Source organism: Providencia sp. PROV202, from assembly GCF_028479565.1.
GTDB classification, from domain to species: Bacteria; Pseudomonadota; Gammaproteobacteria; order Enterobacterales; family Enterobacteriaceae; genus Providencia; species Providencia zhijiangensis.
Window position 1 is genome coordinate 87,469 of record NZ_JAMPNV010000013.1, and the last position, 23,033, is coordinate 110,501.

A 23,033-nucleotide genomic window follows, 5' to 3' on the forward strand; every position below is an offset into this window, starting at 1 on the left:
ATTTATTCAACACCCTAAATAATTACACCCCATGCCAAACGGCGATGGGGTGCAGTTTATTTACGCTCAAAACAGCTCATTAGAATAGCTCTTGGCTGACTCCATTTTCCGTTGAAATGGTCGTTCCAACCTCTTGTACCGCGCGCTCTTTCGGCTCAGTTCCTTCGATAAAGTATTCACTACGAGAAGGTCCGCCGGATGAGAGTTTACCTGTACGAGTATCAATAGTGACTGAAATAATCCCTTTTGGCGGTTGCATGATTTTCACCGGAACACCGTCAAGGGCTGCTTTCATGAAGTCATCCCAAATCGGCTGAGCACTCTTCGCTCCCGCTTCACCACCACTTATTCCAGTACGGCCTAATGTGCGCTTGTTATCATCGAAGCCAATCCATGCAGAAGCGACAATATCGGGGCCATAGCCGGAGAACCACGCATCTTTCGAGCTATTCGTGGTACCTGTTTTCCCGCCAATGTCTCGACGACCACCCAGATCACGACCCGCACGCCAACCAGTACCTGACCAACCTGGCTCACCATAAATATTTGTTACCATCGCATCGCGAATTAAGAACGCCAGCGGTGTACTAATAACATGCGGGGCATATTGGTCTTCAGGGCTCTGCTGCTCTGCAGCCGTAGACAGTGCCATGGTTGGCTCTTGTTCCATCACATTATTATTCGACTGAGTTACTTCCTCTGTTGCATCTTCGCCTTCAGAATCACTCAACGCAATCGTACGTGCTGTATCCCCATAAATGACCGGAATATTTGTACACTCTGGGCATGCAATTTTTGGTTTCGCTTCGAAAATCACTTCATCGCTGTGATTCTCAATCTTCAAAATATAGTAAGGATCAACAAGGTATCCCCCGTTCACCATCACGGCGTAACCACGCACCATTTGCATTGGGGTAAATGATGGAGCGCCCAACGCCAACGCTTCTGTGCGGTTAATATTCTCTTTCGGGAAACCAAAACGCGTTAAATAATCCGCGGCATAATCCACACCCATGGCGCGCATCGCACGTACCATCACCACGTTTTTCGATTCACCTAAGCCTTGGCGTAGACGAATAGGACCCGCATAGCGCGGTGGTGAGTTCTTCGGACGCCAGTCTGAACCGGCACCCGCATCCCAACGGCTAATCGGCACGTCATTGAGTAATGACGCTAACGTTAAGCCTTTATCCATCGCAGCGGTATACAAGAATGGCTTAATATTTGAGCCCACTTGGCGCAATGATTGCGTCACGCGGTTAAATTCACTCATATTAAAATCAAAACCACCCACAAGGGCTATCACTGCACCATCATTCGGATTCAATGCAACAAATGCCGCGTTCACATCAGGGACTTGTGCTAACCACCAGCTATCTTTAACCTGACGAACCCAAATTTGCTCACCCGGCTGCACAACTTTGTTCACCGCAGATGGCGTGCCACCTTGCTGAGTATCCGAAATAAACTTACGCGCCCAGCGCACACCCGCCATCGTAATTTGGATGTCCGAGCCATCCGCCAGCATCACTTTCGCATCGCTGCTACTTGCCGAAAGAACGACAGCCGGAACCAATGAGCCGTAGTTCGGTAATTTTTTCAGTTTCTCCAGGATTTTCTCTTTATCCCATGCGGCTTGGCTTCCACTCCATAACACTTCCGCAGGACCGCGATAACCATGGCGAATATCGTAATCTATCAAATTATTACGTACGGCTTCGGTCGCCGCTAACTGGTCTTTACGCACAACCGTGGTGTACACCTTATAACCATCGGTATAAGCATCTTCACCGTATTTTTCATACATCGTTTGGCGTGCCATTTCCGCTAAATAAGGCGCGGAAAAATCCACTTTTGGAGCGTGATAAGAGGCGACAATTTTTTCGCTTTTCGCTTGCTCGTACTGGTCTTGCGTGATGTATTTTTCTTCTAACATCCGCATTAGTACTACGTTACGGCGGTTAACCGCACGGTCATAAGAGTAAAGTGGGTTGAATGTTGACGGCGCTTTCGGTAGACCAGCAATCATCGCCATTTCACTCAACGTCAACTCATTGACTGTTTTACCAAAATAAACATAAGCGGCGGCCCCCACACCATAAGCACGGTTACCTAAATAAATTTTATTCAGGTACAGCTCCATAATTTCATCTTTGGTAAATAACTGTTCGATACGAATTGCCAAAAATGCCTCTTTTGCTTTACGCATCAAGGTTTTTTCTGGGCTTAAATAAAAGTTTCTCGCCAGCTGCTGAGTAATGGTACTCGCCCCTTGCGATGCATGACCCGATGAAGCCATCACAGTCACTGCACGGAAAATACCAATTGGATCAATACCGTGGTGCTCATAGAAACGGCTATCTTCTGTTGCAATAAAGGCATGCACTAACATCGGAGGAATGTCAGCTAATGGCAATGGAATACGGCGTTTTTCACCATATTGGGCGATCAGTTCATTGTCTGCACTGAATACCTGCATTGGCGTTTGCAGACGAATGTCTTTCATTGTTGCGACATCAGGCAGCTCACCTTCGACATATTTGTACATGCCATAAATCGAGGCGCTTCCCAAAAAAATGCAACAGAAAACCAGAATTAAAAAATATTTTACGAACTTCACCGAAGAATTCCCATATGCAACTGACAGGCGGGTTTAGATATCACTACTGCATAGTATAAAGCTTATACAGCACAATAGAAAACGTAATTTAATTGTTAATGATAAGGATATTATGTATGTATTCACCAAAATGGCACATCGGAATTGAGCTATCACAGCACCACATTCAGTTAGTTGCAGTAAAAAAACATCGCAAATTCTGGTCGTTATGTGAATGCTGGCAACAAGCACTACCTTTTGACAGCGCATTGCATGCCCTTGATGAACACCGCGTAATTTTACGCAATATTCTGCGACAATGGCGTCAGAAATTACCTAAAAACTGTTCTGTTTCTATTGCGTTACCCTCATTGAGATCGCTCCAAAAACAAGTCTCACTTCCCAACCAAATGAGCCTACAGCAACCAGAACTAAGCTGGTATTTACAGGCGCAAGTTGACCAACTTTTCCCCATGCAAGCTCAAGAGCTTGCTGTAGATTATCGGATCATTGGACAACAAGTTTACTTCAATGCCGCACGCCAATCTGATATTACCTTTTGGCAAGATTTATTACTGGAGAGCGGCTACCACTTGCTAGCTGTAGATATTGCCCCCATCGCGCTACGTTACCTTGCTCGGCATGCTCAGTTGCCTAACGAATGTTGGCTTGTTTACTATCGCCAAAACGAATGGTTTTGGTCAGGACCTATCAGCCAACCTGCAAGTTATAGTCATATTCAAAGCGATAATCCGGCTCAAGATAATCAGTCAGTGCACATTAACCAAATTCAATCCTTATTAACTGACGATCCTGAAGCCTTAAAATTACCGATTTACTGTATTAGTGACCACGATATTCAAGGCGTTGAATATCGATGGGATTTACTGCAAGCTTTTCATCAATACCCCATCAAATTACCCCGCCAATTGGGGGATTTTGTGATTGCCGCAGGGCTGGCTCTGCGTCATGGGGATCTTTAATATGTATCAGGTTAACTTCCTACCTTGGCGAACCGATAAGCTCACTCGCCAACGACGCTATTTTTTAATGGTGACGGGGAGCAGCTGTATTTCTGTTATCGTTATCTTTGGTTATTTAATCAGTTTGCTTCTAGAGGATATATCGCAAGCCCATTTATACCTTGCAGCTCAACAGAAACATCAACAGCACATTGAACAGCTAAAGACACAATTACAAGCGCAACAACAACAGCTAGAAAAATTCACGCTTCAGCAAAATCAGCGTCAAGCCTATGCGCAACATAACCATGCCTTACTCAACCTATTAAGGTCGCTATCCAATCTCACGCCACCTAAAAGCTGGCTATCCTCCTTTCAACTACGTGAAGGTCGTTTAGAAATTAAAGCGCTCAGTTATCGCTTTCAAGACCTGAACTTACTGTTAACCCAATTTGACCAAGCACCCCAAGTTGATAACGTGCAACTGCGTACGTTACGGCGGGTTGCTGCCATTAACCAACTGCACCTTATTGCCGATTATCGAGGTGTCGTTGATGAATAACCACTTTGCCGCTTTTTGGTACCGCCCCCTTTGGCAGCAATATTTAACGATATCGTTGATTTTGGTGGTAAGCATTGCCGCTGGCTATACCTTCATTTTGCAAGACAAGCAAAATCAATGGGTAGATTTACAACAAAACGGTTCTGTCTTGCACCAACAAAATCAAGTAAGTAGCCAGTTTTTCGCCCAAAATCCGACTCGGGTTTGGCTAGCACAGGAACTCGCTTCATTCCCTTCTAATGAAGAAATTACCTTAGATCCTCAGTTCTTTGTTCTGCACTTACAGCAGCTCATTGCAAATAACAATGTTGTCTTAAATCAGCTTCAGTCATCGGATCCGTTGAATTCTCAGTACCAACTTGAGATCCAAGGAAAATTTAAGGATCTCCTCGAATTTATGCAATCACTCACCCATACGCTACTCCAGCAACATTGGCAATTTTCTGACGTTATTTTGACGGCTAAAAATCAGCAACTCACTGCCAATTTATCGCTCTCATTTATCAAGGATGAACAACCTAATGAGCAACACTAATTTTTTCGTTCCCATATTAATGTTAATGCTATGCGGCTCTTTCTTCGGGTATGCCGAAACACCCCGAGACCCTTTTGAACCCATATCCCCAACAGAAGAAGATACCCAGCTCTTAGACACCATCATTCCACCTAAAGCGCCGGAAATAATTCTCACCGAAAAAATTTTTCCATTAGTCTCTATCGATGCTCAAACCGTTCATCAACAACTCACGGAGCCTGACATGCGCCTACTATCCGATAAAGGCATCGCCCACTTTGATGTCACCACCAACAGTGTGATTATTACTGACACCAAAGAGCGCTTGACATTAATTGAAACATGGCTTGTTCAAAAAGATATTCCCCAGCAGCAAGTGCAAATCACCGCCCACATCATCAGTAGTTCGCGCACTGCTTTACAAGCACTAGGCTTAGAGTGGGGAATGCTAGGAGAGTCAGCGACTGATGGGCACCATAGCCGCTATAACCGTTACAGCAGCCAATCAGGGCAAATGACATTGAATGTATTACAGCTCGGGGAAGGCTTACTTGAAATGAAGCTGAACGCACTAGAAAAAGAAAATTTACTGTCGATTATTGCGAGCCCACGCTTGGTGGCATCCCACAAACAGCCCGCCAGCATCCAACAAGGCAGCGAAATTCCCTATGTCACCACCTCCGATAAAAAAAGCCACGTTCAGTTTAAAGATGCGGTATTAGGTATGGAAGTCACACCAACCATTGCCCGAGATGACAGAGTGGAAATGGTATTAAAAATCAGTCATAACTCCCCAGATGCCGCTCTCACTATCAATCCCAGCCAACATCTGGCCATTAATAAACAAGAAATAGCAACCTCTGTCACCATTAAAAATAATAATACGTTAATACTTGGCGGTATTTTTCAACAGAAGCAAGAAAAAACGGATTCAGGCATCCCATTTCTTTCACAAATTCCGCTATTAGGGAGTTTATTTATCAGTAAGACACAACACGTTGATAAACGTGTTTTACTGGTATTTATTACACCAAAACTTATTAAGATTTAGCGTAAAAAATAACGCCTATACATTCAATTAGTTGAATGTTTAATTCCTCAAAGTACCGTGAAATTATTACTTTTTGTGCCATAAACATACCGGATAAATTTGACGCTGAGGTCGTTTTAGCATACAAGGTTATCCATTGAGTGTTCTAACTATCGGTAGATGAAAGAACAAACTATCAGCCGCTTATAAAATAGCTACAGAAATTTTGCTTTATAATTAACAGGTTCCATTCATTTAGTAGAATAAACAACCTGCTAATAAGCTCGCTAAACAGTGCATTATGTAATGTAGACGGCTCAAATATATAGAAACCCGCAACGAAGAATATGGCACTTTGTTTTCTAAGTGCCATATTTATATAGTTGCAATTCAGGTTGATGTATTGAGATAATTTTCTTATCTGATCTCACATCATCACTTATGAGGTTTCAGTTTAGGTCCCGCCGCTAATTCGATTGGCGGGGCGGGTGATCATTAACGAATAATCGTAGTAATACCAAAAAACATGGCAGAGAAACGCAATATCTTTCTGGTTGGACCAATGGGAGCCGGAAAAAGCACTATTGGTCGTCAGTTAGCTCAACAGCTTAATATGGAGTTCTTTGACTCCGATCACGAGATTGAAAAACGCACTGGCGCAGATGTAGGTTGGGTATTCGACCTAGAAGGTGAAGAAGGCTTTCGCGATCGCGAAGAGAAAGTCATCAATGAACTCACTGAAAAGCAAGGCATTGTCTTAGCGACAGGTGGTGGCTCTGTTAAATCCAAAGAGACGCGTAACCGCTTGTCCGCTCGTGGGGTTGTCGTGTATCTCGAAACCACCATTGAGAAGCAACTATCCCGCACACAACGTGATAAAAAACGCCCTCTTTTACAAGTGGATGAGCCCGCTCGCGAAGTTTTAGAAAAGTTAGCCGATGAACGCAATCCTATGTATGAAGAGATAGCGGATATAACAATTCATACTGATGAGCAAAGCGCAAAAGTTGTTGCCAACCAAATCATTGAAATGTTAGAAAAAAACTAATTTTTATACATCAGAAGTCATGAATTCAAGGTAAAGCAAGATGGAAAAAGTCACTGTTACTCTGGATGAACGCAGTTATCCAATCAATATTGCACCTGGTTTGTACCAAGGAAAGGATGCATTTTGGCCACTAACTGCGGGTCAGCGAGCAATGATAGTGACTAACGAAACTCTCGCTCCGCTTTACCTACATAAGATCCAAACCGTCCTTGAAGCCTCAGGTGTCAAAGTCGATTCCATCGTCTTACCTGATGGCGAACAGTACAAATCTTTATTCATCATGAATGATGTTTTTACGGCATTACTCGAAAAGCACCATAACCGTGACACTACCCTCATCGCCCTTGGTGGGGGAGTAATCGGTGACTTAACTGGATTCGCAGCAGCCAGCTACCAGCGTGGTGTGCGCTTCATTCAAGTTCCTACGACGTTACTCTCCCAAGTGGACTCTTCGGTTGGTGGAAAAACCGCTGTTAACCACCCTTTGGGTAAAAATATGATCGGGGCATTTTATCAACCGGCATCTGTCGTGATTGACCTTGATTGTTTAAAAACCTTACCTAAGCGCGAACTCTCTTCTGGTCTGGCCGAAGTCATTAAATACGGCATCATTCTTGATGGTGAATTTTTTAGCTGGTTAGAAAAAAATATCGATGCGTTAATGGCATTAGATAACCAAGCCATGGCGTACTGCATTCGCCGTTGTTGCGAGCTGAAAGCACAAGTGGTCGCCGCCGATGAAAAAGAAACCAGCGGGCTACGTGCACTATTAAATTTAGGGCATACCTTTGGTCATGCTATCGAAGCCGAAATGGGCTACGGCGTATGGCTCCATGGAGAAGCTGTTGCTGCTGGTATGGTTATGGCTGCAAAAACCGCTGAGCTGATTGGTCAATTTACCTCGGAACAAACAGAACGCATCATCGCCCTTTTAAAGCGTGCCGAGCTACCTGTTACTGGTCCTGCAAAAATGCAACCTGATGACTATTTACCTCACATGATGCGAGATAAAAAAGTCATGGGAGGCAAATTGCATCTTATCCTTCCAACCACTATCGGTAATTCAGAAATGCGTTCCGATGTGGATGCCTCAACAGTCATTGCCGCTATTTCGGCATGCATGCCATAAATCATTACTGAACTAAGTAAAAAGCATTAATTGGCTTCTGAATATTTTCAGGGGTTTTAAAATGTTACTGGCAGATATCAACTAAAGCCGTTAAATTATACGCACGCCTAGCACCTATAACGAGTAACGAAGTAAGGTGGTCGCAATCTCATTGAAATTGGAATGAAATTGCTAAACAATCTATTCTTTAAAAGTGAGCAGAAGCAATTGCTTAGTCGTGAACAGGTCGTAATGATAAGAGACATTTTATCTCTACACAGGCGAACTAATTTCGGGAGAGGAAAATGGACGAATTTAAACCAGACAATCAGCCTCAAGTGCAGAATGATTTAAGGCCTGATACATCAGATAGACCAACCGGACGTGCGCGTCCTGCTGCGGCAGCTAAGCCAAAAATTGCGTTATCACGTCAACACATCATGATCGGTGTCGGCGTTTTAGTGCTGCTGCTACTGATCATTGCAATCAGTTCCGCATTAAAAGCACCAACAGAACATGAGAAATTACAAAATGATAGCGCTAATCAGCGTAATATCGATTTATCAGGTTCTTCATCACTGACCAACTCAGATACTCAATCCACAACGCAACCTCAAACAGGTCAAGCGCAAGAGTTAAATGGTCAGCAAATTAACCCAATGCCAACTCAAGCAGACACTCAGACCCAACAGAATGGTCTTGGTGAACGCATTGAAATTCCTGGTGATGTTGCCGATGCTCTCAACCAAGGTCAAAACCTGCCGTCTGAAAGTACCACGACGCCACCACAAAATGTGACACCGTTGACGCCTCCGCAAGTTAAATCTGTGGAAAAACAGCCAACAGTAAAACCAGTCACACCAGAGAAAACGCAACCAAAAGCGACTAAGCCAGTTGAACAAAAACAACCTGCTCAGCCAAAAACAACCACTAAGCCTGCAACCAGCACAAGCCAAGGTGGTAGTACCGTTGCAGCACCCTCTGGAAGCTATACATTGCAATTAAGTAGCGCAAGTCGTTCAGATACACTGGAAGCTTTCGCAAAAGAGAATAAACTTGCTAACTATCAAGTGTATAAAACCATTCGTAATGGTCAGACTTGGTATGTATTGATCCACGGAAATTACAGCTCAGTGAGCGAAGCAAAAAGTGCAATTGCGTCCTTACCAGCCGCAGTGCAAGCGAAAAAACCGTGGGTGCGTAATATGAAACAAGTTAAACAGGATCAAAAATAACAACGTTTTTCCCCGGGCGCATAATGTTGTCCTGAAAGAGCCGCCAAGTGGCGGCTCTTAAACGATTGTAATAATAAGACGGCATGAAAAAAAAACGCGCTTTTTTAAAATGGGCTGGGGGTAAATACCCGCTTGTGGACGAGATCAAAAAACATCTTCCACAAGGAGATTGCTTAATAGAACCTTTTGTTGGTGCAGGATCGGTATTTTTAAATACCAACTACGATTCGTACGTACTTGCGGATATTAACAGCGATCTCATCAACCTCTACAACACGGTTAAATATCGCTCTGATGCTTTTATCGAAGAAGCTCAGCAACTGTTCACACCTGAATTTAATACCTCTGAACAGTATTATTTAATGCGCCAAGCATTTAACCAATCAGATGACCCTGCTAAACGTAGCATTCTCTTTTTGTATCTTAACCGCCACTGTTATAACGGGTTATGCCGCTATAACCTAAGCGGTGAATTCAATGTGCCTTTCGGACGCTATAAGAAACCCTATTTTCCGAAAGACGAATTACTGTGGTTTGCTGAAAAAGCCCAGAAAGCGACCTTTGTGACGCAGTCTTACAGCAAAACATTACTCGATGCGCAGGATGGCTCAGTCATCTACTGCGATCCACCTTATGCACCTCTGTCTGAGACCGCTAACTTTACGGCCTATCACACCAACGCCTTTAGTGCGCAAGAACAACAGAATCTGGCTTTTTTGGCACATAAGTTGTCATCTGAGCGCAAGATCCCAGTTCTTATCTCAAATCATGAGACCCCAGTGACCCGAGAGTGGTATTATCAAGCACAGTTGCATATCGTAAAAGTGCGTCGCACCATTAGTAGAAATATTTTGAACCGTGCCAAAGTCAATGAGCTTTTGGCTTTATATGCGGGAGCGGGAGCATCTAAAAAACCATAGGTGCTGTCAGATAACGACGAATAATCGGAGACAATTATGAAAGATTTTCTCATTGCCCCATCTATTTTATCTGCTGACTTTGCACGTTTAGGCGAAGATACCGCCAAAGTTCTTGCTGCAGGCGCAGACATTGTCCATTTCGATGTGATGGACAATCACTATGTACCGAACCTCACGTTCGGTGCACCAATCTGTAAAGCCCTGCGCAACTACGGTATTACCGCCCCGATTGATGTTCACTTAATGGTTAAACCGGTCGATCGCATTATTCCGGATTTCGCTAAAGCGGGTGCAACTCACATTAGCTTCCACCCAGAAGCCAGCGAGCACATCGATAGAACCTTGCAACTCATCAAAGAAAACGGTTGTACAGCGGGTCTGGTATTTAACCCAGCGACCCCACTTAGCTATCTCGATTATGTGATGGATAAAGTCGATATGATCCTGCTGATGTCGGTTAACCCAGGCTTCGGTGGTCAATCATTTATCCCACAAACCCTGAACAAATTGCGCCAAGTTCGTAAACTGATTGACGAAAGTGGTTATGATATTCGTTTAGAAGTCGATGGTGGCGTGAAGGTCAATAACATTGCAGAAATTGCCGCAGCAGGTGCAGACACCTTCGTTGCTGGCTCCGCGATTTTTGATCAGCCTGATTACAAAAAAGTCATCGATGAAATGCGCCAAGAATTGAAAAAGGTATCTCAATGACATATGCGGTTTTAGAGAGTATTAAAGCGATTGCGTTTGATTTAGATGGAACCCTTGTTGACAGCGCCGGCGGTTTAGCCGACGCCATTGACAGAACCCTCGAAGAACTAAATCTACCTCCAGCAGGCAAAGAGCGAGTCTCCATCTGGGTCGGCAACGGCGCAGATATGCTTGTGCAGCGAGCGCTAGAATGGGCGGGTATGACGGTCACGCCAGAGCTAAAAAAGCAAGCTCGCATCCGCTTCGATGAACATTATGCAACCACCGTAAATACCGGTAGTCAGTTGTTCCCTGAAGTCAAAGAGACTCTCGAAATAATTGCGAAACACAACTTGCCAATGGCAATCGTGACTAACAAACCAACCCCATTTGTGGCGCCATTATTAGAAAAACTGGGCATCGATAGCTACTTTTCATTAGTGCTTGGTGGCGACGATGTGGTGAAAACCAAACCGCACCCAGCGCCGCTCTATTTAACAATGGGCCAGTTCGGTTTACGCAAAGAAGAATTGCTTTTTGTCGGCGATTCCCGTAATGATATTATCGCAGCCCACAATGCAGGCTGCCCAAGCGTAGGGTTAACCTACGGTTACAACTATGGTGAACCAATTGCAACTACCGAGCCTAGCTACGTGTTAAGTCACTTTTCTGAGCTACTCTCCGTTATTGATTTATCAAAATAAAATCCCCAATAATTCGAGTCGCCAACGGTGTGACTCGAAACTTAACAGGGTATAAAAATACTACAAGGACATACAAAGAAATGAGCACTCCCACTGAGAAATCTAAACAAACCCAGAAACCTATTGTATTCAGCGGCGCACAGCCTTCCGGTGAATTAACCATCGGTAACTACATGGGTGCGTTACGTCAGTGGGTTAAGATGCAAGATGATTATGATTGCATCTACTGTATCGTTGACCAACACGCGATCACCGTTCGCCAAGACCCTGTTGAGCTGCGTAAAAGAACCCTCGATACATTAGCGCTCTACTTAGCGTGCGGTATTGATCCGAAGAAAAGCACCATTTTTGTTCAGTCACATGTACCACAACATGCACAACTGAGCTGGGCGCTAAACTGCTACACCTATTTCGGCGAACTGAGCCGCATGACCCAGTTCAAAGATAAATCTGCTCGTCATTCAGAAAACATCAACGCGGGTCTGTTTGACTACCCAGTTCTGATGGCTGCCGATATTCTGGTTTATCAAACTAACCAAGTTCCTGTTGGAATTGACCAAAAACAGCACCTTGAACTGAGCCGTGATATTGCTCAGCGCTTCAATGCCATTTACGGAGATATTTTCACCGTACCAGAGCCATTTATCCCAACCGATGGCGGCGCACGCGTGATGGCATTACAAGAGCCAACCAAGAAAATGTCTAAGTCTGATGACAACCGCAATAACGTGATTGCGCTGTTGGAAGATCCGAAATCCGTTGTGAAGAAAATCAAACGCGCAATGACCGACTCTGAAGAGCCACCACGTATTTGCTACGATGTTGAAAACAAAGCGGGTGTTTCTAACCTGTTAGATATCCTTGCTGGCGTGACAGGCAAAAGCGTGAAAACGCTGGAAGCCGAGTTTGAAGGCCAAATGTACGGTCATCTGAAAGGTGCTGTCGCTGAAGCAGTTTCTGACATGTTGACTAACTTACAAGCTCGTTACCATGAGTTCCGCAACAATGAAGCGCTGCTAAACCAAATTATGGATGAAGGCGCGACGAAAGCAGCGGCTCGCGCTCAAGAAACCTTAGACAAGGTTTACGATGCGATCGGCTTTGTGAAACGTCCACAGCTGTAATCTTAAGTCGCTATTTAATAGCAAAAAGCCAATTAACTCTCACTGTTAATTGGCTTTTATTTTATCTGTAGTCCACTTACTTCGCGATGTATAACTTACCGTCTTTAATCAGTCCCTGCTTTAATAGCTCGCCATCTTGTCCACGCTCTTCAAGAACACCTTCCGCGACTCCATTCACAAAACTCGTTTTAAGATGTAGATTATTTTTCGGTGTATCGTAGTAGGATTTATAATCGCCGTTGAGTCGGTCATTACTGTATCCCATCTCAGTATCTAAATTCCCATTAGGATGGTAAGACTTAATGACGCCATCCACTTTGCAATTTTTTATAGGAATAAACATTTTTGGCTGACCATTTTTATAATAAACCGTGATGCTCTTATCTAAGCAGTTGTTTTTCACCCACGATTTAAACTGAATGGCACCATTTCCATAACGTTCGATATAGTCCCCGTCCGGTGCTCCTTCAGGAATATCCAGCTCTGGCATTCTCAAGCTTTCTAGCTCTTTAAACTCATCTAGCTGTACACCTTTGTTGTCATACTGAGGTGCTGGCTGAAAAAGGCAGCCAGACAACATGAAGGCAACAGAAAATGCCATAGCGATATTAGTCGTTTTCATAACAACCCTTTTATGTGTATACAAAAAACATAGAATGCCATGATATTTCATTTTATCTTCAAGGAAATGAAAGGGAATTCTCTTATTTTGAAGAAAAGAAAGATGTCATTTTACTTTTAGTCACATAAAAATGCCCGATAGCAATTTATCGGGCTGGCAACTACACCAAAAGGACTCACTTGTTCATACTATTTTCAAAATGCTTAGCGTATGAATAAGCAGCCTTTACCAAAGGTAAAGGCTGAAAGAAATCAGAGGCAATTAACGGTTAGAATCTAATTGCTCATTATTACTGACAACATCCTGAGCTTTCATATAGCTCTCAATAAGCAGTTGGTAAGCAGGGAAGATTTGGGTATACGCTTGAGCCCATTCAGCCGCATCTTCACGATTCCATGTTTTCTGTAATTCAGAGGCAACAGCTGCAGTGTCCATTGGCACGATCCCAGCTTGAACGACTCGCGCTAATGTAATTTCTTGCGCCATCTTGCTATAAGTACCAGAAGCATCAATCACCACAAATACTTGATAACCATCCGCTACCGCGCTAATTGCAGGAAATGCCATACATACACTGGTAATTGTTCCAGCAATAATCAGCTGCTTTTTACCCGTCGCTTTTACTGCTGCAACGAACTCTGGGTTATCCCACGCATTTATTTCGCCACGGCGAGCAATATATTGTGCATGTGGTGCATTTTGGTGGATTTCAGGGATCAATGGGCCATTCGGACCTTGTGGTACTGAGGCGGTTGTAATGACAGGCATTTTTGCTAACGATGCCATTTTTGCCAGAACAGAAGCTCTAGCGCGTAATTCCGTCATTGGCATATCACCAACTGTTTGGAATAAACCACTTTGATGGTCTATCAATAACATGACTGCATCATCTGGGTTAATAACAGGACGCTGACCATTGAAGTTTGCTGGATTGCTCATAATAGAACCTCTTAATCGATAAAGTCGTAAACATTATTAGATTAGAAAATAGAACACTGACTGGCTCTTTTTCTTGCTGCTTACAGTAATACACCGATTTTTAGCTGAGTAGTCCGGATTTTGGTAAACTCTGTCCTATAAATAGGATAATAGCCCTAATCCTGTTGTCCTGTTTTTGCAACAATGAAACCTATTTTTGCTACTACTCGTCCTCTGCTGACTCTTCTATTATTTGCTCATCAAACAAATTTAGGAGTCACACCATGAAAAAGATTATTGGTATTTATCAATCCCCACGTAGCCACTGGGTTGGTGATGGTTTCCCTGTTCGCTCCATGTTTAGTTATAGCAACCATGGGAAATACCTGAACCCATTCTTACTGTTGGACAGAGCGGGGCCACACCCATTCCCAGCATCTGAAGGGGATAATCGTGGTGTTGGCGAGCATCCACATAAAGGCTTTGAAACCGTCACTATCGTGTATGACGGCGAAGTGGCTCACCACGACTCTACGGGGGAAGGCGGTGTTATCGGACCTGGCGATGTGCAATGGATGACCGCGGCATCAGGAATACTTCATCAAGAATATCAGTCTGATAACTTTATGAAAAATGGCGGTACTTTGGATATGGTGCAGTTGTGGGTCAACTTACCCGCTAAAGATAAGCTGGCTGCACCGGGTTACCAATTGCTGACTCGCGATGCTATCCCGACCATTAACTTGCCAAATGAAGCGGGCACATTACGGGTCATTGCAGGGGACTATCTAGGCAATACCGGCGCCGCACGCACATTTACCGCGCTTGATGTTTGGGATCTGCGTCTGAATAAAGGGAAAGTCGTGGGATTGCCAACCAAAACTGGTCGCAACGTTGGACTGGTGATGTTGAAAGGCAGCCTATTTGTGGATGGTCATACTGCATTGAATGAAGGTGAGTTGATGATCCTCGATGCTACTGATAGCAATGTGCTATTAGAAGCCACCACCGATGAGGCTTTAGTGCTGCTGCTCAGCGGTGATCCTATCGATGAGCCAGTGGTGGGATATGGCCCATTCGTGATGAATACGAGCCAGGAAATCAACGAAGCCGTGAATGATTTTAATAGCGGTAAATTTGGTCGGATCCCGAATGCCAGCTAACTATAAAGTCCTCTGAATTTTTTCAGGGGACTTTATTTTTTCCCTGCCGCCATATTCTCTGCCAAATAAGTGAGAAATAACTGAACTGCGGGTAACAACCCTTTACGGGAAGGGTACACGGCATGAATGATATCTTCCGGAAATTGCCATTGCGGTAACACCTCCACCAGCTCCCCACTTTTTAACTCATTTTCAACCACACCTCGGGGTATACGGGCGATCCCCAGCCCTCTTACCGCAGCACGGTATAACGTTAAAATATCGGTGGTGGCTAGCTTGGGAGTAACATGCACTGTCACACTGAGATCATCACTATTTTTTAAAGATAGCGAATAACGCTGTGAATGCTCCGTATTGGCAAGAACTGGGTAATCCACCAGCTGCTCTGGAGTTGATGGTGCTCCTTTTTCACGGAATACGCTTGGATTTGCAACTAAGATCCGCCGAGAATACCCTAGCACTTTCATCATCATCCCTGAATCATCAAGGGGTAATGAACGTACGCGTAATGCCAAATCTAACCCTTCACTGATCACATCGACGGGGCGGTTAACTGCCAGAATTTGCACATCGATATCAGGGTATTTCTCCATAAAATCAATCAGTAAATCCTGCAAATAGACTTGCAACAAAGTAACGGGGCAAGAGAGCTTAATGGTACCTTTGGGGTGTGTTTGTACTGAGCAAATCAGTTCATGGGCAATATCCGCTTCTTCCACGACATTCTTACATTGCTGATAAAAAACTTGCCCAATGTCAGTGACATGAAATTGCCGTGTTGACCGATAAATCAGTGAGACATTTAGTTTTTGCTCCAAGTCGGCAATACGACGACTGAGTTTTGATTTTGGGATCCCAAGCGCCGCACCAGCTTGAGAAAAACCACCATATTCAACGACTTTAACGAAATAATAAAGGTCATTTAAATCGTACTGCATGTTGTTTTCCTCAATCCTAATGACAGTGATAATCCATCAGCTGCGTCGACCAAATAAGCGATGGCTAAATTCTTCAATTTTATGATGCTCTAACCGATTTTGCATCGTCAGGCTCCAACTCGCAGATAGCCCTGCCGCAGACAATAATCGACGGTACAACTCTTCATCATACGGCGCATGGAAAGCTATCATAACCGCTTCTTGCATCGAGATATCACTATTACGGCTCAGTAGTTTTAGCGAGGTATCCGCACCGACATTGCCACCTTTAATGACTCTATATAACCAGCCACAGCGACCTTCGTCCTGCATGATTTGAGCAAAGTTTTCCACGCCCGTTAACCCATTGAGTTTATAGCAAGGGGAACGCGGTTGGGTGACTTGAATGCGCGCATCACCCCAAGAATAAATATCACCGATAAAAACGTTTTCTTCGGTCATTCCTTGAGTTGACAGGTTTTCACCAAAAGCGGAAGGAAGGAATAAATCCTCTAATTGCGGGTATCGTTGTCGCCAAAATTCATAATGTTCTTGCGGGTAATGGCATAGCGCCCTATCTGGCCCACCGTGAAAACGCGTTTCTGCTTGTTCATCCCCTTCAATTCCTAAACTGTTTAAGGTTAATACCCCATCCACGGCTCGCTTATGAATCGCACTCACGCCACAATGGGCTGTGCTTTGAATGGTACCAATAAAAACTTGAGGATGTATTTTCACCGTTTTGCTCCCGATAACCCCGCCAGAAAGAGTTTTCATCATAAAGAATGGCCATAGAGATAACAACGTTATACCGACGGTAAAAACAAAAAACGCGGCTCCGAAGAACCGCGCTTATCAAAAAATCAGTTAGCAAAAAAATTACTTGGTTTTTTCTGCGAAGCGTTTTGCTGCTTCATCCCAGTTCACAACTGACCAGAAGGCTTTGATGTAGTCAGGGCGACGGTTTTGATATTTCAGGTAGTAAGCGTGTTCCCAAACATCTAAGCCAAGGATTGGGTAACCTGAAGCGCCAGAAATCGCTTCACCCATTAATGGGCTATCTTGGTTTGCAGTAGAGACCACCGCCAGTTTGCCATCGGCTTTTAATACCAACCATGCCCAACCAGAACCAAAACGGGAAGCTGCGGCTTTTTCGAACAGATCTTTAAAGGCATCAACACTACCAAAGTCACGCTCAATGGCGGCTTTCAGTTCGCCTTGCAGTTCAGTACCTAATTTTAACCCTTTCCAGAACAGACTATGGTTTGAGTGACCACCCGCGTTGTTACGTACAAAAGTACGTTGATCAGCTGGGATTTGATCTAATTTTTGGATTAATACATCAATATCTAACCCCGCCAGTTCAGGCAGTTTTTCTAAGGCAGTATTGGTGTTATTCACGTAGGTTTGGTGGTGCTTGGTGTGATGGATTTCCATGGTTTGTTTATCAAAATGAGGTTCCAGCGCATCGTAAGCATAAGGTAAAGCAGGTAATGTGTAACTCATATTGTTTGTCTCCAGTGACTTATCTTTCTACCTCACAGACTGAATTAGGATTTCAGTAACTGCGTGTTTTTAACCACGCACCCATTATAGTTATTTTAGTGTTAATGAAAATCATTATCATATCCATGTGAATTCTGTGGATTTTTCCAACAACTATCATCAATAGATTATTCAGTAACTAATACCACTATAGTTCGCCTTTGTTTTTCTTTAATTCTAATGTTAGTTATATTTTTGAATTTTTATTTCAATCATGGATTTAGCATCAAATGATCATACTGCAAATCCCATTACTATTAATACGTGATCTTCCGCTCAAAAGAAAAACAAAATAACCATCCATACTTCAGTTAACTGTTTTTTGACATACTATTAACATCTGCAAGGAGATAATAATATGACACAAATAACTAAACATCCCGTTCCTGCTAATATTGCTAAAAATGCCCTGATAAACGAACAACAGTATAACGATGAGTACCAACGCTCGATTCAAGACCCCGAAGGATTTTGGGGCGAAAAAGGGAAAATCGTTGATTGGATTAAACCTTACACTCGCGTTAAGAACACCTCATTCGACCCTGGACACGTTAATATCCGCTGGTTCGAAGATGGCATTTTAAACCTGAGCGCTAACTGTTTAGACCGTCACCTAGCCACTCGTGGCGACCAAACCGCTATCATCTGGGAAGGGGATGACCCAACCCAATCAAAAAATATTACATACCGTGAGCTGCACCATGATGTGTGCCAGTTCGCAAACGTCCTGAAAAAACAAGGCATCCGCAAAGGGGATGTCGTCGCTATCTATATGCCAATGGTGGTTGAAGCCGCTGTAGCGATGCTGGCATGTGCACGTATCGGTGCTATCCATACTGTCATCTTTGCCGGATTCTCCCCTGAGGCGGTCTCTGGGCGCGTTATTGACTGTAAAGCCAAGCTTATCATCACCTCTGATGAAGGCTTGCGTGCAGGTCGTGCTATCCCACTGAAAAAGAACGTGGACGATGCACTGCAAAACCCACAAGTCACTACCGTCGCGAATGTGATTGTTTATCGCCGTACAGGTAATGCACCAAGCTGGATTGAAGGCCGTGACCTTTGGTGGCACGACGTTATCCAAGGCGTAAGCGCGGATTGCCCACCAGAAGAGATCAATGCCGAAGATCCACTGTTTATTCTCTACACTTCCGGCTCCACAGGTAAACCTAAAGGGGTTCTCCACACCACGGGGGGTTATCTGGTCTATGCAACTCTGACATTCAAATACACCTTTGATTATCATGAAAATGAGGTCTACTGGTGTACTGCGGATGTGGGCTGGGTAACAGGTCATAGCTACCTGCTTTATGGACCGCTATCCAATGGGGCAAAAACCTTAATGTTTGAAGGTGTGCCAAATTATCCCGCAGTTAACCGTATGGCTCAAGTCGTTGATAAGCACCAAGTCAATATCCTGTATACCGCACCAACCGCTATTCGTGCACTGATGGCAGAAGGTGATAAAGCGATTGAAGGCACCCAGCGCGATTCTTTACGTATTTTGGGATCGGTCGGTGAGCCAATCAACCCAGAAGCGTGGGAATGGTTCTACAAGAAAATGGGGAACAGCCGTTGCCCTGTTGTGGATACATGGTGGCAAACAGAAACAGGCGGCTTCATGATTACGCCTCTGCCGGGGGCAACTATGTTGAAACCGGGTTCTGCAACACTACCATTCTTCGGTGTTCGCCCTGCATTGGTTGATAACCTTGGTGAGCCTCTCGATGGCGCAACGGAAGGTAACTTAGTCATTGTGGATTCTTGGCCGGGTCAAGCTCGTACCCTGTTTGGTGACCATGAACGTTTCGAACAAACCTATTTCTCCACCTTTAAAGGCATGTACTTTAGTGGTGATGGGGCGCGTCGTGATGAAGATGGCTATTACTGGATCACTGGTCGTGTTGATGACGTGCTGAATATTTCAGGTCACCGTTTAGGGACAGCAGAAATTGAATCCGCCCTCGTTTCACATCCGAAAGTGGCTGAAGCTGCCGTCGTGGGTATTCCTCATAGCATCAAGGGACAGGCAATCTACGCCTATGTCACCTTAATTTCTGGCGAGGAGCCATCCCCAGAGTTGTACACTGAAGTGCGCAATTGGGTTCGTAAAGAAATTGGTCCGATTGCCACGCCAGACGTTTTACATTGGACTGATTCTTTACCGAAAACGCGTTCCGGTAAAATCATGCGCCGTATCCTACGAAAAATTGCATCAGGTGATACCAGTAATTTTGGAGATACTTCCACACTGGCAGATCCAGGTGTTGTCGAAAAACTGCTAGAAGAAAAACAGTCAATGAGTATCTCGTAGCTATTTAAATAGTTGTGTAGATAGCTCATGGCACTACAGGTCGCCTTCGGGCGACCTAAAATCAATACTCAGCATCACTCAATCAGCAGAAAGTAGAGTCTGACCGAATACCCAGTTAATTCCTTGGGTAGCCATGTGTCGCCCTAAAATCCGCCTTTTGAGCTATCAGAGTATGCCAATAATACAATAACAGAGGAGAACTCTGATGAATGCTACTGCTTACGAAAAGGTCGAGGCGAACCCTCTCTTTCAAGAATTAGTGAGAAAACGTAGTCGCTTTTCATGGTTGTTATCTGCAATAACGTTAGTTCTGTATGTTGGTTTTATCTTTCTTATCGCGTTTGATCCAAGCTGGCTAGGTACCCCAATCACTGAAGGTTCCTACATCACCCGCGGTATTCCTGTGGGCGTTGGGCTGATTGTGATCTCGTTTATCTTAACGGGTTTATATGTCATCCGTGCTAACAGTGAATTTGACCGCTTAACCGCCGAAATCTTAAAAGAGGTAGGAAAATGAAAGTCTTGCTCTCACTTATTCTGTTTTTTACCTCGTCCATGGCACTCGCTGATGCCCTGACAGGCAATGTTGAGCGTCAACCTGTCAACGTTCAAGCCATTGTGATGTTCTTGCTGTTTGTGGGTTTTACCCTCTATATCACTTACTGGGCTTCAAAGAGAACGCGATCTCGCTCTGACTACTATACTGCCGGCGGAAAAATTACAGGTTTCCAAAATGGAATGGCGATTGCGGGTGACTTTATGTCCGCAGCTTCATTCTTAGGGATCTCCGCACTGGTTTATACCTCGGGATACGATGGGCTTATCTACTCCATCGGTTTCTTAATTGGCTGGCCAATTATTCTGTTCTTAATTGCCGAGCGCTTACGAAATTTAGGTCGCTATACTTTCGCGGATGTTGCGTCATATCGATTACAACAAAGACCTATCCGTATTCTGTCCGCAATGGGCTCCTTAGTGGTAGTGGCACTGTACCTAATCGCTCAGATGGTTGGAGCAGGAAAACTGATTGAGCTGTTATTTGGGCTTAACTACCACATTGCCGTCGTGATTGTTGGGATACTGATGGTGCTGTATGTGCTATTCGGCGGGATGCTCGCAACCACATGGGTACAGATCATCAAAGCCATTTTGCTACTCGCAGGCGCAACCTTCATGGCTGTTATGGTCATGAAACATGTCGGCTTCAACTTCAATACGTTATTTAAAGAAGCCGTTGAAGTACATAAAAATGGTATCGCCATTATGAGTCCCGGAGGACTGGTTTCCGACCCAATATCCGCCTTGTCGCTCGGGTTAGCCTTGATGTTCGGTACCGCAGGTTTACCTCACATCATTATGCGCTTCTTCACCGTTAGCGATGCAAAAGAAGCGCGTAAGAGCGTGTTCTACGCGACTGGATTTATCGGTTACTTCTACATTCTGACATTTATCATCGGTTTCGGGGCTATCGTTCTGGTTAGCTCAAATCCTGACTTTAAAGATGCAGCAGGCGCCTTAATCGGTGGTACCAACATGGCAGCGGTACACCTCGCTGATGCCGTGGGTGGAAACTTCTTCCTTGGGTTTATCTCTGCGGTTGCTTTCGCCACCATTCTCGCTGTTGTTGCTGGTTTAACATTGGCGGGTGCGTCTGCGGTTTCCCACGACCTGTATGCGATGGCGATTAAAAATGGTAAAGCCGATGAACGCGATGAATTGCGTGTATCAAAAATTACCGTGGTGATCCTCGGCTTTGTAGCGATTGGTTTAGGGATTTTGTTTGAGAAACAAAATATCGCCTTCATGGTGGGCTTGGCCTTCTCTATTGCGGCAAGCTGTAACTTCCCAATTATCTTGCTATCAATGTATTGGAGCAAGTTAACCACGCGAGGAGCGCTTGCAGGTGGTTGGTTAGGCTTGATAACCGCTGTCGTACTCATGATCTTAGGTCCAACAATCTGGGTGACTATTCTGCATCATGAAAAACCAATTTACCCTTATGAATACCCAGCATTCTTCTCATTGATTGTCGCGTTTACTGCGTCTTGGTTATTCTCAGTCACCGATAATTCAGAGAGAGGCAAAATGGAAAGAGCTCGCTTTAAAGAGCAGTTTGTACGCTCACAGATTGGCTTAGGGATTGAGCAAGGTAAATCTCACTAAATTCATCAATAGAAACAAAAAAGCGACTCAAATGAGTCGCTTTTTTTAATGCTTAGAATTAATTGACGTAAGATCGTTTTTCTATTGCTAGCCAATCTTCTACTGAAGTGTAAAAACCTTGAGGGTTACTTTGCTTTTCAGCGAGTAACTTTTGATACTCCGCTTTATCTTTAGGGGTATAACGCGAAAGTAGCTGTTCCAACATAGGGCGTTTATCAACAAACTTCGTCCCGATTCTAAAGCTTTTATATAAACCAGCCGCAATTCCAATACTAAGAACAACCACTGAGACAATCGCCATGGCGTTATTCTCTAACCCAAGATGATTTTTCACCATCACAAGTAAAGAGAAGGGTACAAAAAACATGACTAGCAGTGAAAGGATAATGGCACCATCTTGCCCATTGTTAAATTCATTCTCTTGCTGTTTATTCACAGAAATAATCTGCTCAAAAATCTGGCTATTGTGACTTTTCATTTTATTCATATAACCCACCTATTTGATGAATGCTCATCTTCTTTCAGCTAAATTTAACAATTCAATATCTTAATTGATTAAAAATAACCATTTTTAATAGTATATAAACAATGGAATTAAACATCAATTTAACAATTCTTACCTATTATATTTTACATTAGGCCAGCTATAGGAGGTTATCGAATAAAAACTAGAGAAGGAATAATGTGTTAGATGCTTAAATGATAATCAATTAATTTCTATGAGAGATTATTAATTTTAATCAATCATGAGAATGGTGGTTTTTATGGCTGGTTTTTTATCGCTAGGATAACGACTTTTCGTTGGATCACTGCGACGCTGATCATCAGATGGAGGTATTCTTTGAGTAAGAACAACCCAGCATAGGGACTTCCTGCAATTTTCAGTACCCTGAAT

The 23,033-nt window shown here is 43.9% G+C and carries 22 protein-coding genes; 15 read left to right on the forward strand and 7 right to left on the reverse strand.

Annotated elements, in window-relative coordinates; all coding sequences use genetic code 11:
- Positions 1 to 79: 79 nt before the first annotated feature.
- Complete coding sequence (gene mrcA, locus PR799_RS10340; RefSeq protein ID WP_272521967.1) at positions 80 to 2,620, reverse strand: peptidoglycan glycosyltransferase/peptidoglycan DD-transpeptidase MrcA; 2,541 nt, start codon at positions 2,618 to 2,620, stop codon at positions 80 to 82.
- A gap of 116 nt (positions 2,621 to 2,736) precedes the next feature.
- Here mrcA and pilM point away from each other — a divergent pair, with 116 nt between their 5' ends.
- The 11 genes from pilM (at position 2,737) to trpS (ending at position 12,496) form a co-directional block, all read left to right on the forward strand.
- Positions 2,737 to 3,582, forward strand: a complete 846-nt coding sequence (pilM, locus tag PR799_RS10345; protein ID WP_272521968.1) for a pilus assembly protein PilM — start codon at positions 2,737 to 2,739, stop codon at positions 3,580 to 3,582.
- Between the two features lies 1 nt (position 3,583).
- On the forward strand, positions 3,584 to 4,123 hold the full coding sequence (locus tag PR799_RS10350; protein WP_272521969.1) for a PilN domain-containing protein: 540 nt from the start codon (positions 3,584 to 3,586) through the stop codon (positions 4,121 to 4,123).
- On the forward strand, positions 4,116 to 4,658 hold the full coding sequence (locus PR799_RS10355; protein WP_272521970.1) for a hypothetical protein: 543 nt from the start codon (positions 4,116 to 4,118) through the stop codon (positions 4,656 to 4,658). Before PR799_RS10350 ends, PR799_RS10355 begins: the two co-directional genes overlap by 8 nt.
- Positions 4,645 to 5,688 (forward strand): transporter, encoded by a 1,044-nt coding sequence (locus tag PR799_RS10360; RefSeq protein WP_272521971.1) that lies wholly within the window; start codon positions 4,645 to 4,647, stop codon positions 5,686 to 5,688. The genes PR799_RS10355 and PR799_RS10360 overlap by 14 nt, the downstream gene beginning before the upstream one ends.
- A 505-nt stretch (positions 5,689 to 6,193) precedes the next feature.
- Positions 6,194 to 6,715, forward strand: coding sequence for a shikimate kinase AroK (gene aroK / locus PR799_RS10365; RefSeq protein ID WP_036950109.1), 522 nt, complete (start codon positions 6,194 to 6,196; stop codon positions 6,713 to 6,715).
- A gap of 40 nt (positions 6,716 to 6,755) precedes the next feature.
- Complete coding sequence (gene aroB / locus PR799_RS10370; RefSeq protein WP_154627287.1) at positions 6,756 to 7,844, forward strand: 3-dehydroquinate synthase; 1,089 nt, start codon at positions 6,756 to 6,758, stop codon at positions 7,842 to 7,844.
- A 284-nt stretch (positions 7,845 to 8,128) separates the two neighbouring features.
- Positions 8,129 to 9,058 carry an SPOR domain-containing protein gene (locus PR799_RS10375; RefSeq protein WP_154627286.1) on the forward strand — a complete coding sequence of 310 codons (930 nt, stop codon included), beginning with the start codon at positions 8,129 to 8,131 and terminating at the stop codon, positions 9,056 to 9,058.
- Between the two features lie 83 nt (positions 9,059 to 9,141).
- On the forward strand, positions 9,142 to 9,978 hold the full coding sequence (dam, locus tag PR799_RS10380) for an adenine-specific DNA-methyltransferase (protein WP_272521973.1): 837 nt from the start codon (positions 9,142 to 9,144) through the stop codon (positions 9,976 to 9,978).
- A 36-nt stretch (positions 9,979 to 10,014) separates the two neighbouring features.
- The gene (gene rpe / locus PR799_RS10385) at positions 10,015 to 10,689 is read left to right on the forward strand and encodes a ribulose-phosphate 3-epimerase (RefSeq protein ID WP_108479679.1); all 675 of its coding nucleotides are present in this window, start codon (positions 10,015 to 10,017) and stop codon (positions 10,687 to 10,689) included.
- Positions 10,686 to 11,372 (forward strand): phosphoglycolate phosphatase, encoded by a 687-nt coding sequence (locus tag PR799_RS10390; RefSeq protein WP_154627284.1) that lies wholly within the window; start codon positions 10,686 to 10,688, stop codon positions 11,370 to 11,372. The genes rpe and PR799_RS10390 overlap by 4 nt, the downstream gene beginning before the upstream one ends.
- Before the next feature lie 80 nt (positions 11,373 to 11,452).
- A complete protein-coding gene (trpS, locus tag PR799_RS10395; protein ID WP_154602131.1) occupies positions 11,453 to 12,496 on the forward strand; it encodes a tryptophan--tRNA ligase in 1,044 nt (347 codons plus the stop codon).
- 76 nt (positions 12,497 to 12,572) lie between these two features.
- On the opposite strand, the gene PR799_RS10400 is transcribed toward trpS, so the two are convergent.
- Together PR799_RS10400 and PR799_RS10405 are read right to left on the reverse strand one after the other, a co-directional pair.
- Positions 12,573 to 13,118, reverse strand: coding sequence for a toxin-antitoxin system YwqK family antitoxin (locus PR799_RS10400; protein ID WP_272521975.1), 546 nt, complete (start codon positions 13,116 to 13,118; stop codon positions 12,573 to 12,575).
- A 261-nt stretch (positions 13,119 to 13,379) separates the two neighbouring features.
- Positions 13,380 to 14,057, reverse strand: a complete 678-nt coding sequence (locus PR799_RS10405; protein ID WP_132497197.1) for a hydrolase — start codon at positions 14,055 to 14,057, stop codon at positions 13,380 to 13,382.
- A gap of 263 nt (positions 14,058 to 14,320) precedes the next feature.
- Between PR799_RS10405 and PR799_RS10410 the strand changes: the two genes are divergently transcribed.
- Positions 14,321 to 15,199: a pirin family protein gene (locus PR799_RS10410; protein ID WP_187128544.1), complete on the forward strand. Its 879-nt coding sequence runs from the start codon at positions 14,321 to 14,323 to the stop codon at positions 15,197 to 15,199.
- A gap of 32 nt (positions 15,200 to 15,231) precedes the next feature.
- Here PR799_RS10410 and PR799_RS10415 read toward each other — a convergent pair whose 3' ends face one another.
- The 3 genes from PR799_RS10415 to sodA all read right to left on the reverse strand — a co-directional run bounded on the left by PR799_RS10415 (position 15,232) and on the right by sodA (position 17,622).
- Complete coding sequence (locus PR799_RS10415) at positions 15,232 to 16,137, reverse strand: LysR substrate-binding domain-containing protein (protein WP_154627280.1); 906 nt, start codon at positions 16,135 to 16,137, stop codon at positions 15,232 to 15,234.
- 36 nt (positions 16,138 to 16,173) lie between these two features.
- Entirely contained in the window at positions 16,174 to 16,854 is a 681-nt protein-coding gene (gene yiiM / locus PR799_RS10420; RefSeq protein ID WP_272521999.1) for a 6-hydroxyaminopurine reductase, read from the reverse strand.
- Between the two features lie 141 nt (positions 16,855 to 16,995).
- Positions 16,996 to 17,622, reverse strand: coding sequence for a superoxide dismutase [Mn] (sodA, locus tag PR799_RS10425; RefSeq protein WP_132497200.1), 627 nt, complete (start codon positions 17,620 to 17,622; stop codon positions 16,996 to 16,998).
- Positions 17,623 to 18,019: 397 nt separating this feature from the next.
- Between sodA and acs the strand changes: the two genes are divergently transcribed.
- The 3 genes from acs (at position 18,020) to actP (ending at position 22,138) form a co-directional block, all read left to right on the forward strand.
- A complete protein-coding gene (gene acs / locus PR799_RS10430; protein ID WP_036965034.1) occupies positions 18,020 to 19,975 on the forward strand; it encodes an acetate--CoA ligase in 1,956 nt (651 codons plus the stop codon).
- A gap of 205 nt (positions 19,976 to 20,180) precedes the next feature.
- The gene (locus PR799_RS10435) at positions 20,181 to 20,492 is read left to right on the forward strand and encodes a DUF485 domain-containing protein (protein ID WP_272521992.1); all 312 of its coding nucleotides are present in this window, start codon (positions 20,181 to 20,183) and stop codon (positions 20,490 to 20,492) included.
- Positions 20,489 to 22,138, forward strand: a complete 1,650-nt coding sequence (actP, locus tag PR799_RS10440) for a cation/acetate symporter ActP (protein ID WP_154602125.1) — start codon at positions 20,489 to 20,491, stop codon at positions 22,136 to 22,138. The genes PR799_RS10435 and actP overlap by 4 nt, the downstream gene beginning before the upstream one ends.
- A 58-nt stretch (positions 22,139 to 22,196) precedes the next feature.
- Here actP and PR799_RS10445 read toward each other — a convergent pair whose 3' ends face one another.
- On the reverse strand, positions 22,197 to 22,625 hold the full coding sequence (locus PR799_RS10445) for a hypothetical protein (protein ID WP_272521993.1): 429 nt from the start codon (positions 22,623 to 22,625) through the stop codon (positions 22,197 to 22,199).
- Between the last annotated feature and the right edge of the window lie 408 nt (positions 22,626 to 23,033).